This is a genomic window from Paenibacillus polysaccharolyticus (genome assembly GCF_023714295.1).
GTDB lineage: Bacteria > Bacillota > Bacilli > Paenibacillales > Paenibacillaceae > Paenibacillus > Paenibacillus polysaccharolyticus_A.
In genome coordinates, this window is the sequence record NZ_JAMAUN010000011.1 from 123248 (window position 1) to 137323 (window position 14076).

Consider the following 14076-nt stretch of genomic DNA (forward strand, 5'->3'; position numbering starts at 1 on the left):
CCACTCCGATGACAGAAGAACCTGGAGAGTAGCGGTTATCCCCAGATTTTTTGGATTCCCTTTTCCAAAGGGAAAAATCCGGTGATAAGCATATGCTTCCGATGTAGCTTTCTTACAGAAAGCTTTTAGGCGAGCGCTTCGCTTTTCCAGGTTTTTTCTGTCCTCTCGTTATTGTGTAAAAGAATAGTTCAACTTATATAGCATCTAAATAAGCACTCTCATAGAGGCTTTTGATAAGAAAACGATCGGGTATCCAAACGTAATATGAGGAAACGGTAGTGTTACGGATTGCATAACGAATTGCATAGTTATATGTTTATCCGTTTGAAACAGCAGGCCAAACTTGTGGTAAATGCAGTGTGTGCCGGGATACCCCGGCTTTTTTGCTGTGCTGTGAAGTCGGGACATCCCGGGAGCATCCGGCGCTATGGGTACGCCGGATTACAGGTATACCAGCAGCATGTTGCACTGCTGCTGGAAGGTTGGGGCATGGGCTGCGCCAGAGGCCGTCAGGCGCAGCAGGGTCTGTAGGCCCGGCGGCGGGGTCTTTGCCGGGCGGCCTTGGGCGGCAGCATGCCGTGCCGTGATCCGGGCCGCGCAATCGGCCCAATCACGCGCCAGGCTCTGCCGCCTGGCGAGCAGCGCGAGCGTGCCCGCCAGGATCGCATGCGCTGCGAGCGCCGGGGCGGGCACTTCGTCCGCGCAGGGCCGCGCCGCGCCGCTAGGCGTGCCGCATAGCGCAAGCAGCCCTGCGCGGACGTGAGCGGGCGCGCGCAGCAACCCGCAGCGGGCCGCAGGCGGGAGCGCTGCAAGCAGCGCCAGCGCGCCGCCTGGCGGCAGGGCCTGCAGCAGGCGCAGCCAGGCGGGCCAGGCGCCCACGGCGGCGAGCGCCTGTGCGGGTAGCGCCATGCTGCTCGCGTAAGCGCCGCACGTTGCTGCGCCCTCGCCTTGCAGCAGCGCCTCGGCTGCACGCGCCACCTCCGGCACGGCTACACGCTGGCGCGTTGCCGCCGCACGCCCGGGCACGCCGCGCTCACGCTGCTTGTGGCCCAGCGCCCACAGGGCCAGCGCAGCCTCGGGCCCATGCTGCGCATGCGCTGCCCACAGCCGCAGTGCCGCCCTCGCGGCTGCATCCTCGCCGATTTGGGCCAGCGCCAGCCCCTCGGCAAGTGGCTGCTCGCGCTGCACCGGGCCCAGCGTCCATGCATGGTGCAGCAGCCATTCCGGCCGATGCGCCGCCAGCGCAACAGAGACCAGTGCTTGCCACGACGCTAGCGGCAAGCTCCCCCACTCGGCTACGCCAGCAATGGCCTGCGGCCGTCCCGTAGCTGCCCCAAGCAGCAACATTCGCTGCCATGCCGTCCCGTTGCCGGGCTGTATGCCTAGCGCTGCCGTATAAGCTGCTTCCGCTTCCGGCCATCTTCCAGCCTGCTCATGTGCCATGCCTTCCAACGTTAGGCTGCGGTAGCTTCCGGCACCGGACACCGAGGTATATCTCCCTGCTGTCGATGCGGCGGATTTCGCCTGCTTTAACCATTCTAATGCACGATCTGCACGGTTCTGATCCAGTTCCAACACAGCGGCAAGTTCAAGCAGGTCCGGGAAATCATCATATACCGTTACCCAGTTCTCCACCACAGAGAGCGCCAGCTCAATCTGCCCCAACTCTCTCCACGTATATGCTGTTTTTAGTACCACATCCGAATGATATCCACACGTCGGATCAAGCTTTGCCAGCAGCGGCAGAAGTAATCGAATTGCTTCATCATACTTCGCTTGCTGAAACCACTCTGCAGCCAGCGCATAGAGCAGTTCCTGCTGATCTGGTGTCTGTTGCAGAGCCAGCCGAATCAATGTCATGTTACGCACATCTTTTCGTTTAGTAGCAATCACTTTATCCAAATAACCGTAATGGACAACCTCGAAGTCCGAATGACGAATCCCTTGCGGCATCACCGCAAAAATAGAAGAAGCGACTTCCTCATGGATTCTTCCATGAAAAGCAATTCGGGGGTCATTTCGAAATAAACGGCACACCTCGTCCGTTACACGTTCTTCGCCTGAATTACCCAGCAGACTCGTCACCTTAACCCAATACCCCCAGACCTCTTCACTCCCCGCTTCGAGCCATTCCAGCAATTCTGACTTTGTCCATAACGTATGCTTCCACATTTCATCGGCGTCCAGCACCAGAATCCATGCAAAACTTGCGGCAGCAAGTGAAAGATTACGCGCCTGGCTAAAGTCTCCGTTCCACTCTGTACTAATGATGGTTGCATCATATCGCTGAGCAATAGCTACGGAATCATCCGCCGAACCTGTATCCACGATAATGATCTCGTCTATGATTTCACGTACTGAAGCCAGACAACGTTCCAGAAACTCGCTTTCATCCCTCACGATCATACATAAGCTAATACCTTCCTTCACCCGTACCCTGCCCTCCTTCCGTCAAAACTCTCCCTGAATATCCTTCGCCTTCCATGTATTGTCCGCCGCTCTTCCGACTTAGCCCTCGAATCCGTCTGCTCCAGGCAACTCCAGCCGAATATGCTGAATGACAGGCCAGTGTGCAAGACGCTGCCTTTTCCCAGGCTCCACCTGTTCCTTATCAGATGTCAGTTGCGCCAGATGGTGATCTGCTGCACGAATTAGTCCTTTAACTAGCCAGCTCGTTCCGCTAAGCGTATCCGAAGCTCCTGTAAACGGTTCTCGAATCAACTTTTCGGCATCGATTATCTCCCGTTCAACTTGTTCTCCCTGACTTCTCTCCTTCGCCAGTCTTTTTTCAGTTGCATCATGCACCTCATCCAGCAGTTGCCTCCCCCGTTGAATCAATCCATGCAGCGCCTGCCATCTTCCAGACTGAACACAGCCTTCCAGCATCAGCCCGAGAGCTTGCCATCCGTCGTACAACTCTGCATGATCTGCCTCCGCCACACCCTTAAGTGTAGCTGCATTCTCCATGTTCGATCTGTTCCCCGTCTCTACTGCGGCCTTTCCCCATCCTGTAGACCCTGACCCTTCCTCAGATGCACTCTCCCTGCCCTCGCCTACCTCTGAGCCGTTCATCAGCCAACGGGTGAAGGCATCCTGGAATTTCATTTCCTGCCCCTCTTTCCCACTCAGCCATTGCAAACGTTCAAGCCAACGGGCAGCCATAGGTGCAAATGAGCCCTTTTTTCGCTTCACCGTTTCGAGTTTCAAACGCGCGCTACTCCAGTCCCCTCGCTGTACATGCAGAACAGCCTCAGCTATAGAACGTTTCTCCCGTTGCTCGCCGGAAGAAGCAGACGGTAACTCCCCGAGCAGTTCAAGCGCCGCATCGTAACAATGGCACTGTTCCAGAATACCTAGTACTTTAGATAAAGCTTCCTCTGAGCTCATGGCAAAACGCGACTCCATCACCGCTGGAATCTGCCCCTCCCGCCCGGATACCCGCATGATTCGAAATAGGCGATACAGTGGCGGTACCAAGCTGGATTTTGCCCGCACCGTTTCCACATAAGCATCGACCGCTCCCTCAAGATCGGCCTTACCTTCCAGCAAGCGGCCCAGCGTGTACCATGTCTGGTATGTGCCCATGCCTTCCTCTGTGTGAAAAATCGCTGGCGGTGGCCCCTGCTGAACGGCTTTACGAAGCCAAATCTCAGCAGCATCCGTATCCCCCACAGCATCCGCACATATCGCCCGATGATGCATCAGGTCTGTGTATTCTGGAAAAAGTTCCAGCGCCGCGTCCACACATTCCAATGCCTCCTGCCAGCGCTCTAAATGCTCCAGACAGCGGACTTCGTATTTCAGCAGCAGATGAGCATAACTGGTCACTGCAGGATCAATCATCTTTCGAGCTTTAACAAACGATTCGAGTGCCTTCTCCGCTTCACCCACACGCAAATACTCCACGCCCAAGTTATAGTGATGGAACGGTTGATCTGGCTCTTCTTCCACCGCCTGTTGTAGCAAACGCACGTTGCGATTCACCTTGTCCTTGCGTTCCACAACCACTGTCTGATACCCGTAATGGTGAATCACCATGTCTGTGATATGAAACGCGGCCTCCGGATTTCGCTCACAGATCGCCGCCGCAATCTGCTCATGGATGCGACCTTTGAACCGATGCTCAGGATGACTGCGAAACAAACGTAGCACCGGATTGACCGTTGCGCCCTGTTGGCCCGAACCCGTATAGTTATGAATGTTTAGAAACAATCCGTCGCATCCGCTGACTTCCGTCCAGCTCCTGATCTGCTCCCGAGCTGTCGCTTCCAGCGCCTCGTCCGCATCAAGAAAGAGAATCCAGTCGCCGGAAGCCTGCTCCAGGCCAGCATTTCGCGCGGCGGCAAAATCATCGCACCACGCAAACTCAACCACCGACGCGCCATACTCCCGCGCAATGGCCACACTGCGATCAGATGATCCAGTATCTACTACAATGATCTCATCCACCACATCCCGCACACTTTCAAGGCAACGTGGCAACATCTCTTCCTCATCCTTGACGATCATGCACAGAGAGATCCGCTCGGCCTGACTCCGCTGTCTCTGATGCTGATGTGCCTGCATGATGATTCCTCCTTTCTTTTGCATGATATACTGTCCGCCAAGGTATCCCCTCCGCTGTTCGCAACTGTTGTTCCAAAGCCAGTTGCTGATCCGCAAGCACTCTAACCTCGGAAGAACGATTCCGTTCCTGACGAATTAAACCAAGGGCCATCTGCAAGTAACAGATAGCCGCTCCAGCACGGGCTTTACTGAAATCCGGTTTTTGCTCCAGTGCCTGTTCCAAGAGCGACAGTGCTTGATCCAAATGTCCTTTGGAGTACAGCGTTTCGCCCAGACAGAACAGCCCTTCCGCATCCAGTTCTCCTTCCGTCATACACTGAATCAGCATCTCGGCGGCAATCATCGTGTATCCATGCCGGTGCAACAGACCCGCATAATTCCGCCGAATTTCTGTTTCTGTCCTCTCAGGATCTGACATGATACGAACCAGTCGCTCATGCAACTGCTGTGCGATGACCAAATGCCCGCTCTGAATCGCACGAGCCACTAACTGCCTTGCGATCATTTGCACAGGTTCACTCCATTGCAGAAGCTGCCCATCCGATACAGCAGGTACAGGAGCGGTAGAAGAACTGGCTGATAGAGCTGCAGGCTTATACTCAAACAGTAATCGGTCCGCTACCTTCCACATTCCCCTCTCCAGAGGAGATACTTTAGCGAAGAAAGATGCAGGCAAACGCCTGCCACTCGCCCAACACGCTAGCGCCCAATCACTTCGCTCATCCGATTGAAGGTTCATATCAGCAGCATCCTCCACTCCTGACGTAATGACAGACGAGAAAGAGGTCCGTTTATGATCCTCTCTATCCGCTTCTCCCCAGCTACTCTGAGCGAGATTCCATGCATCGGTAACTTGGTCTGCACACAACATCCAGTGAAGTTGATCACCTACTTGAATATGAATATGGGATGCCTCACCACCCAGAAGAAGTAGTGCTTGTTTATACGCTCCACAATTAGTGAGGGCATAGAGCATATGCATCAGCACAATCTCCGTTTCCTTTCCCAAATAGGGATGTGGCCGGTTCATTTGATCTGCATGATCTGTCGTTACATGGATCTGATGTAATCGATGAGCTAGATGAAGCAACCGATCTGCAATGGATTCGTCCGAAACTCCCTGTTGTTGCAGTGCATCCGCCAGCCCCATCCAAGCCGGTCTGTAGGTAGATAGATGCTCCAGGGCAAGCTCATATAGCCGAACCGCTTCATGCCCGAATCCCCGTTGCTGTGCCAGCCGAGCCATCGATGTATATGCCCGGTAACTGCAAGAGCCTGCTTCTGTCACGTAAAAAGCTTTGACCACGGCTTCACCGCCGCCAGACCTTCCGTGATCATTCGGACTGGAGCCACAGGTGCTCGCCCGTGCATAGGCACGATAAGCCCGTTCCTGCAAGCCTTGTCGCTCCAACACTTCACCGTATATCAAATGCAGATCAGCGTATGCAGGGTAACGTTGAGTTTCTTCGGAAAGCAACAGATGTGCTTCTTCGTAACGCTCCAGTTCTACCAGCACTTTGGCCAAATCTCTCACAAGGGTGGAGCGATAGGGAGCTTGCCATTTGGCCCGTTTCAGTGACTCACGAAATGCCTCCACCGCCTGTTCCAAATCACCCAACTGGCAGCGTGTTACGCCCAGATTATACAGGTGAAAAGGATCTGCAGGATGATCGGCAAGCTCCCGCTCGATCAGGCGCAAATTACGCTTGCTCTTATCCCCTTTGGCGATTACGGTAGCAAGATAACCATCATGCCCCAGACGCAAAGGAGCAAGCGGCTCTTCTTCGACTTCTACATCTATTTCTACTTCAACAGCTGCTGAATGATCTACTGTACTTATTTCCAGTGAATCTAAGTGTATATCGCTCTTACTTATGGACTTATTTGGTGTAACGGCATCGCTCTGATAATCCGTATTTTGGCGAAACAACTGCTCATGAATGCGCCCTGTGTACTGGTAACCTTGCTGAGCACGGAACAGCCGTACAGGATGGGACAGGATCTTGTCCTCTATCCCTTCGCCGTATTGATTTTCGATTGTGATGCGTAATCGGGTGATGCTCTTATGGACGTTTGGCAAAACATTCATCAATTGATCCAGACCTTCGATGACATACTCATCGGCATCCAGACAGAGAATCCATTCGGTCGTTGCCAGGGGCAGGCTAATATTTCGGGCTTTAGCAAAATCATCTTCCCAATTGGCGTGCAGTACTGTCGCACCATATGTTCTGGCCATATCAGGTGTCCGATCGGACGAACCTGTATCCGTAATGAACCATTCCGAACCCGCTTGCTTCAAGCTGTCCAGACAGCGGGGCAGGTGATGCTCTTCATTTTGCACAATCATATGAATGCCGAGTAACCGGTTCTGCATCCGCAGTGACCTCCAATACAAAAAAATACATGAAGCCCACTAAAGTGAACTCCATGTACCTATATGACAGCAGAGCAGGTTATGTGCCTTGTCCATTGAAGAACACATCAATCGTGCTTGGTGCACCGATCAAGCTTGAGCGATAAGAAAGACGTGTGTATTTCAGGAAACGTTGCGGTACCAGAACATCTACAGAACCGGATAGAATCCCTGTTACCGTAGTCACATCGGTGTACCAGTTGGTTCCGTTCGCACTGATCTCCACTTGGGCATCCACCCTGTTCACACCTGGTCCCCTGTTATACACGAAAAAGGAGTATGTGCCGAATACACTCGTGGTCACAGCAGGTAGTGGTGTAAATGTGTTAGCAGTCGGTGTGCCGACAAGTTGGTTCTCCTGAAAACTTTTTTGCGAGATGGAGGTTACGCTGCTCAGTGTACCGGCCGTAATCGTTGCGCCAAGCACGCTGGTAATGGTCCCGTTCAACAAGTTGGTTAACGTTCCGGCTGTGATCGTGGCACCGAGAACACTTGTGAGGGTACCATTCAGCAAGTTCGTCAATGTGCCAGCCGTCACAGTGGCACCGAGCACGCTGGTGATCGTTCCGTTTAACAGGTTCGTCAGCGTTCCGGCCGTGATTGTTGCTCCAAGCACACTCGTAATTGTACCTGCGGTAATCGTTGCGCCGAGGACATTCGTAATCGTTCCGTTCAACAAGTTCGTTAACGTACCTGCGGTAATGGTCGCGCCCAGTACACTGGTGAGCGTACCATTTAACAGGTTCGTTAAGGTACCTGCCGTCAACGTTGCTCCGAGCACACTGGTAATCGTTCCGGCGGTAATCGTAGCACCTAATACACTCGTGATGGTTCCCGCCGTGATCGTTGCTCCAAGCACATTGGTTATCGTACCGTTCAGCAAGTTCGTCAGGGTACCCGCAGTCACCGTTGCTCCAAGTACACTCGTGATTGTCCCAGCTGTAATCGTCGCGCCGAGCACGTTCGTGATCGTACCATTCAGCAAGTTGGTCAGCGTTCCAGCCGTGATGGTTGCACCGAGTACGCTGTTAATTGTTCCTGCGGTGATCGTTGCTCCGAGCACACTGGTAATTGTACCGTTCAACAGATTCGTTAATGTTCCGGCAGTGATTGTTGCACCGAGGACACTTGTGATGGTACCGTTTAGCAAGTTGGTCAGGGTCCCCGCTGTTACTGTGGCACCCAGCACACTTGTGATCGTTCCAGCTGTAATCGTCGCGCCGAGTACGTTCGTGATGGTACCGTTCAGAATGTTGGTGATTGTACCCGCGTTAATGGTAACCGTGGTCAGACCTGAAATGTTGCTGATCGTCCCGTCTAGAATGATACCTACCACATTCCCGCTTGTATCCGTTCTGACGGGCTGAGCCGTACCTGTACTATCCTGACCAAAAATCAATGTTCTCAAGTTATCCGGATTCGTATTAAACGTTGTAAAGTTAGGCATGAGCCTCGTCCTCCTCCCTGGACAATCTGGGTAATTAAACTACCTTACGAGCATACGCTGTGCCTGAAAATATACATCAAGCCGAGTAGGCTGAGCCGGATCTACAGGCAGGAGCACAAGCCGGGTATAGTGTAGAAATCGCAAGGGAACAAGCGCCTTTGTCTGTCCCCCCTCAATGACTTCCTGACTATCCACTGCATAATCTACGGCATTCGGACTGACCTGAACTTGAACGATAGCTGGATGTTTTCCGCGATTCACCACGCCATAACTGTACATGCTCAGAGATGAGGTATCCTGCGGCGGGAGGGCATGTTCACCTTGACCTGTCTCTGCTCCAGTGTAGGTATGCTCTGTAAAACAGTGAGTAGCACCAGGGAGTTTCGTGCGTGAGAAAGCACCCTGTTTGAACCTAGGACGGGTAATCCGGGAACAAGGGGGCTTCAGCAGTTTGGCGCGGCGAGAACAACGGGATGGGCGGCGGCTGACATATTTAGTTTTTGGTTTCATTGTCTGCTTGGCTGAAGGTTTCGTTCTCTTCCTGCTTCGCTTGGCTGTTCGACTCATCTCGATTTCCCCTTAAAAAATGTGCTTACGCATCGTATGCCCGGAAGGAAAATACGGGCACGGCATCCGCCGTTATTTGGGAATTCGGATGTAATCCCCAAACGCTTTCTCTTGCTTCTACATATCATGCTAGTAATGAGGACAGGCGAAAAAACGCAGGCTATAGGCTTTTTTCCATCTATTCCATGGTTCAGAGGAGGTCAAGCGGGATGACCAATACGAATGTGTTCAACCAGTCCAATGGCCCTTTATTTACACAGTTGACCAACACATTTGCGGCCCCGGGAATCGGAGCAGCTCCAGACACCGGTGCGGCTGCGGCAGGCAGCTTTTTCGCCCTGACCACGAACAATACATTGATCCCCTCCAACCAAAATCTACTTCTGCAAATTTTGAACGCAGCAGGTAGCGGCAGAACGATACGCATTGCGAGCCTCTCAGGGGGCACAACAGCAGCAGCTACACTTGTGGTCTATTCCGGTGGAACCGTGACTGTCGGCAGCACCCCCGTACCCGTCAATACATTGCTTGGCAATGCCAATACCAGCATCGTAACAACAAGGCAGAACACAGGCACACTTGGCGGAACCTTCACAAGCCTGCTCAGTATCCCGCTCACTGCAGGCATATATGCTTTGGATTTGAATGGTTCTATTGTTGTTCCCCCAGGACAATCGTTATCCATTAGTTTGGGCATTGGTAATCAGACCGGAGCGATAAACCTGTTTTGGTGGGAATTCTAACCGGATTTCAGATCAAAGGTGGTGCACAACGTGCCAAATAATAATGTGTTTAATCCATTAAATCGCCCCGTCTATACGTCGAATACAAACACATATATCTCGCCAGGTATTGTTGCCCCACCCGAGAATAGTGCGGGCAGCACAGGTAACCTGTACAATGCAGGTTCCACTAACTCCACCACACTGGGTTTGCTTGGAGGGAGCGTAACGGCCACTTTGCAACTCGCCAATCCCACCGGAAGCGGCAGAACATTGTATGTTTCCCGTTTGTCTGGTGGAATTACTGTTGCGCTCAATCTGCTGTCTTCGTTCAGCGGCACGTTGACCCTAACCGCAAACGGTACACTCTCATCGCCAAGTACACTTACAGCCGTAAACAGCAATCTGTCCAGCAGTAACACAAGTGTTGCTCTTGTTCGATTTTCTACAGCAGCCCCATCCGGTGCTACCGCTATCATGTCCATGCCTCTGCAAGTTGGTCCATTTCAATCCAACGAGTTCGGTAAATACGTGATCCCTCCGGGTCAGGCCATAAACCTGTCCGTAACCGGATCACTCACTGTTGCCGGCTTGTTAGCCTCCACAACGTATTTCACTTGGTGGGAAGTGTGATAATCTGTAGCCGTGCCTCTGTGCAGGCCAAAGAGCAGAAATAGCCACATTCGGATGAGTGCCGAATGCGGCTATTTCGTATGTTAGGATATGGAATGATCCAAACAAGCAATTTAGGAGACGCCTTGCTGTGCAGATCCCACCTTTTCACTCGAAGTGGATCTTCTGTTAAGCGACCACAACATACGCTGGAACAGGATGCCTGTCAGACCAATAGCTAGCGTAGCCAGACCGATCATTTGAAAAGTCGGACTTGGTCCCGCCGAGCGGATAATCGCACCGCCTGCCAGCGGGGCAGCGACCAGCACAACGCTGTATAACGAGTTTTGAATGCCGAATACACGTCCTACATAGTCAGGAGAGGTTTCTTTTTGCAGCAAATAATTCATCGTGACCATAAACAGTCCATTCCCCAGACCTGTACACAGGCCCAACATAATAATCCATGCCGTCGACGTATCCGGACCAACCCAGCCGAGTCCCGCAATTCCGGCCCCAATGAGAAAGTAGCCGCCGCCAAGCCCCCACCCGTACCCTAATCTCGGCAATCGGTTTAACAGCAAAATGATAAACACTGCTCCCGCACCTACGGATGAACCGAGCCAGCCGAGCATAGATTCATTACCTGGCTTGATTTCCCGAAACAGGGTCGTAAATTGATATTCGACCATTAGAATAGACATGAGGCCAAGACAGCCAAACACGATGGTGTTCCTGACTGTGTGGGTGTGGCGTAAATACTTCCAGCCCTGTTGCCACTGCTTGAAGAAAGTCTCGGGTTCCTTCTGATTCTCTTCGTTATACTCACCCGTTACTACAGCTTCTTTCTTCTCTACCAAACGTCGCAAAGGCCATAATACAGCGCCAGATAACAGCCGAGCACTCGCATTGATCAGAATGCAGATTTGTGGAGAGAAAAAGGCCAATACAACTGCACCCAGAAGGGGGCCTGCTATCTTGGCACACTGATTCACAAACCCGTTCAGGGACGAGGCTTGGAACAGCTGCTCCTCTGCCACGATCTGTCGTGTCAATGCCTGCTGGGCAGGAACGTGAAACACACTCATCATCGCACGCAGAGCCAGAAGTGGCAGTAGCCATGCCGGGCTTGGTGCGAATAAAATGCCCACCGTTAGCGCAATGGTAATGCCATCACAGAGAATCATAATTCTCACTTTATGCAGTCGATCAGCGAGAGCACCAGCTACCGACCCAAATAAGATACCTGGTACAGCCATACAGACAGGGATCAGCGCGATAATCAACGGATCGGCTCCCCATCGGTAAGCCACCATGATTTGAATTGCGAGCGCATCGAACCAATCGCCAAAGGTAGCGAGTGCGTAAGCAATAAACAGACGCACAAACTTAAGATTAGTCCAGAGGCTTTTTGAGCTTTTGGTAGCAGATTCACCAGATGAATTACCTGCTTTAGACGAATCGGATGTGTCGTTTCTTGATGAGTTAGCTGTCATACATGTACTTCCTCCCTTGATTACAGCGGTTTTGCGAACATGATGTCCTTGGCTGTAATCTTAGAGGCGTTATGTCAGAGGAAGATCAGAGGATAAGGAATCAGCGGATAAAAAGTGACGGATCGTCTTCACGATCTGCTGCCCATATACAGGAACACCATACGACTTACCGATCTCTGTATATATCTGCTGATATTTATTGCGAAGTCTTCCCTCGATTCGGTGATGATCCATAAACAGGAGAATTTGATACGCTGAATTAAGATAAAGCGGTGCATGGAGTGACATTTTCAATACTTCCAGTCCGTCATCCATTCGCAGTTCAGCTTCTCGCACGCGTCCCTGTCGCAGCAGCCATAAGCCCTCCATCACCTGGAAACGGCCGATTTCTCGCAGATAAGGAGCGTCTTTTAATTGCGTGCGCAGAACGGCCAACTGTTCCTCAACGGCCTCACCGCTCCCACCCCATAGTTCAACAGACAATGCGGCAATACTGACGGGTAACTTGAAATAGATCAACTGATTTGCTTCCATCACCCGATATGTTTCTTCCAACTGCTTCTTGGCTTCCTGATACTGACCCGTCTCGGCATAGATATCAATGATATTAAGAATCCTTAATTCCTGGCGGTGCTCGGCAGGCAAAACAGATAAATGAATCGCTTGTTTGTACAACGTCAGACTTTCCGTAGGTTCAACGAGAGCATGGACATAAATCAGTAGCCAATACAGACGCTCCTCCAAAGGAAACTCCGCTGCGTTCATTAGCCAATCCAGATCTCCCTGTATGAAATGCAGGTACAACTGATAGTACGGTTCTATTCGTACGCCGAGTGCCTCTTGTTGACGAACCAGCATCTGGATTGAATTTCCCTGACCGAACAGATGATATTTGCGAAGCAGTCCATGAATCACTTCCTGCATCTCTGGATCATGAACCGAAGGATTAGAGGGCAACATCGATTTGTTCTCCCGTAAAGCAAGCCGATATCCATAACCACGAACCGTATCCAGACTGACTTCATCCCAGCGCTTCAACTTCTTACGGAGACGATAGATGTGATCATCTACGGTGCGCTCCACCGGATATTCTAGCGGCCATACCCGATCCAGCAGTTGACTGCGTGTGAAGGCCTTATCTTTGTTTTCGTACAGAAAATGCAAAAGCGCAAACTCCTTCGCCAGCAAGCGAATCGAATCCATTTGCTGAGATACCGTATAGGTTCCCTCATCAAATTGAAGAGACATTCTCGTTCCTCCCTTGTATGCCCTCATATATGCCATACGCAGATCAGCAATCTGCTTTATCTTTTTTTCTAATGTATCTATGTATCTCTCAAGTATTTTCCAACTCACACCTCTTCAAGATACCATAAAAAAAGCCCCTTGCGATAACGCAAAGGGCCCTGTTTCTCAAGCGATAGTTGTGGATGTGACTTCACATGAATTCAACCTTATCCCAATACGACGCGGTCATCCGCCATTTTTTTGCCGCTGATCCGCTCAAATTCACCGAGCAGTTCCGGCACCGTGAGCGTACGCTTACGCTCTTCACTGACATCGAGAATGATTCGTCCTTTGTCCATCATGATCAGGCGGTTACCAAGGCGAATGGCCTGTTCCATATTGTGCGTTACCATCAGCGTGGTGAGTCTCATCTCGCGGACAAGGGTCTCTGTCAGTTCGGTAATCAGCTCTGCGCGAGATGGGTCAAGCGCAGCTGTGTGTTCATCCAACAGCAGAATCTGCGGCTGAGTGAAGGTTGCCATCAACAAGCTGAGCGCCTGGCGCTCACCGCCCGACAGAAGACCCACCTTCGCATTCGGGCGTTTCTCCAGCCCGATTCCCAGCTTCTCCAGCTGCGCGTTAAAGATTTCACGTCTCGCACGGGTCACACCAAAACCAAGTCCGCGTCCCTTGCCGCGTTTGTACGCCATTGCCATATTCTCTTCAATGGACATATGCGGGGCGGTTCCAGCCATCGGGTCCTGAAAGACACGACCGATCCAACTGCTACGTTTATGCTCCGGCAAGTTTCTGATTGAACGGTCGTTGATGAGCACGTCGCCCATATCGGGTTTCATCACACCTGAGATAATGTTCATCAAGGTTGATTTCCCGGCGCCGTTACTGCCAATAACCGTTACAAAATCACCCGGATTCATAATCAGATTCACACCAACCAGAGCTGTTTTCTCATCCGTTGTGCCCGGGTTGAACAGTTTGGTGACTTGTGTAATCTCTAACATG

10 protein-coding genes are annotated in these 14076 nt (G+C 51.9%); 2 read left to right on the forward strand and 8 right to left on the reverse strand.

What is annotated here, in order from left to right:
• Positions 1–441: 441 nt before the first annotated feature.
• The 5 genes from M3629_RS22505 to M3629_RS22525 all read right to left on the reverse strand — a co-directional run bounded on the left by M3629_RS22505 (position 442) and on the right by M3629_RS22525 (position 8996).
• A complete protein-coding gene (locus M3629_RS22505; protein WP_251510502.1) occupies positions 442–2430 on the reverse strand; it encodes a glycosyltransferase in 1989 nt (662 codons plus the stop codon).
• 78 nt (positions 2431–2508) lie between these two features.
• Complete coding sequence (locus M3629_RS22510) at positions 2509–4566, reverse strand: tetratricopeptide repeat-containing glycosyltransferase family 2 protein (protein ID WP_251510504.1); 2058 nt, start codon at positions 4564–4566, stop codon at positions 2509–2511.
• Positions 4493–6943: a tetratricopeptide repeat protein gene (locus tag M3629_RS22515; protein WP_251510506.1), complete on the reverse strand. Its 2451-nt coding sequence runs from the start codon at positions 6941–6943 to the stop codon at positions 4493–4495. The genes M3629_RS22510 and M3629_RS22515 overlap by 74 nt, the downstream gene beginning before the upstream one ends.
• A gap of 79 nt (positions 6944–7022) precedes the next feature.
• Positions 7023–8429, reverse strand: coding sequence for a DUF6385 domain-containing protein (locus M3629_RS22520; protein ID WP_251510507.1), 1407 nt, complete (start codon positions 8427–8429; stop codon positions 7023–7025).
• 39 nt (positions 8430–8468) lie between these two features.
• Complete coding sequence (locus tag M3629_RS22525) at positions 8469–8996, reverse strand: DUF6385 domain-containing protein (RefSeq protein ID WP_090921661.1); 528 nt, start codon at positions 8994–8996, stop codon at positions 8469–8471.
• Positions 8997–9205: 209 nt separating this feature from the next.
• Here M3629_RS22525 and M3629_RS22530 point away from each other — a divergent pair, with 209 nt between their 5' ends.
• Both M3629_RS22530 and M3629_RS22535 read left to right on the forward strand, forming a co-directional pair.
• Positions 9206–9739 (forward strand): hypothetical protein, encoded by a 534-nt coding sequence (locus M3629_RS22530; protein WP_251510510.1) that lies wholly within the window; start codon positions 9206–9208, stop codon positions 9737–9739.
• 30 nt (positions 9740–9769) lie between these two features.
• Positions 9770–10351, forward strand: coding sequence for a hypothetical protein (locus tag M3629_RS22535; RefSeq protein ID WP_090921658.1), 582 nt, complete (start codon positions 9770–9772; stop codon positions 10349–10351).
• A 113-nt stretch (positions 10352–10464) separates the two neighbouring features.
• Here the strand turns inward: M3629_RS22535 and M3629_RS22540 are convergent, their stop codons facing one another.
• The 3 genes from M3629_RS22540 to M3629_RS22550 all read right to left on the reverse strand — a co-directional run bounded on the left by M3629_RS22540 (position 10465) and on the right by M3629_RS22550 (position 14075).
• Positions 10465–11826: an MFS transporter gene (locus M3629_RS22540; protein WP_251510512.1), complete on the reverse strand. Its 1362-nt coding sequence runs from the start codon at positions 11824–11826 to the stop codon at positions 10465–10467.
• A 69-nt stretch (positions 11827–11895) separates the two neighbouring features.
• A complete protein-coding gene (locus M3629_RS22545) occupies positions 11896–13074 on the reverse strand; it encodes a winged helix-turn-helix domain-containing protein (RefSeq protein ID WP_251510515.1) in 1179 nt (392 codons plus the stop codon).
• Positions 13075–13280: 206 nt separating this feature from the next.
• A complete protein-coding gene (locus tag M3629_RS22550) occupies positions 13281–14075 on the reverse strand; it encodes an ABC transporter ATP-binding protein (RefSeq protein WP_090921652.1) in 795 nt (264 codons plus the stop codon).
• Between the last annotated feature and the right edge of the window lies 1 nt (position 14076).

Bases quoted from the DNA above. Each gene is read 5' to 3' on its own strand.
- M3629_RS22540 (WP_251510512.1), bottom strand. From the start codon at position 11,826: ATGACAGCTAACTCATCAAGAAACGACACATCCGATTCGTCTAAAGCA.
- M3629_RS22520 (WP_251510507.1), bottom strand. From the start codon at position 8,429: ATGCCTAACTTTACAACGTTTAATACGAATCCGGATAACTTGAGAACA.
- M3629_RS22530 (WP_251510510.1), top strand. From the start codon at position 9,206: ATGACCAATACGAATGTGTTCAACCAGTCCAATGGCCCTTTATTTACA.
- M3629_RS22545 (WP_251510515.1), bottom strand. From the start codon at position 13,074: ATGTCTCTTCAATTTGATGAGGGAACCTATACGGTATCTCAGCAAATG.
- M3629_RS22510 (WP_251510504.1), bottom strand. From the start codon at position 4,566: ATGCAGGCACATCAGCATCAGAGACAGCGGAGTCAGGCCGAGCGGATC.
- M3629_RS22525 (WP_090921661.1), bottom strand. From the start codon at position 8,996: ATGAGTCGAACAGCCAAGCGAAGCAGGAAGAGAACGAAACCTTCAGCC.
- M3629_RS22515 (WP_251510506.1), bottom strand. From the start codon at position 6,943: ATGCAGAACCGGTTACTCGGCATTCATATGATTGTGCAAAATGAAGAG.
- M3629_RS22550 (WP_090921652.1), bottom strand. From the start codon at position 14,075: ATGTTAGAGATTACACAAGTCACCAAACTGTTCAACCCGGGCACAACG.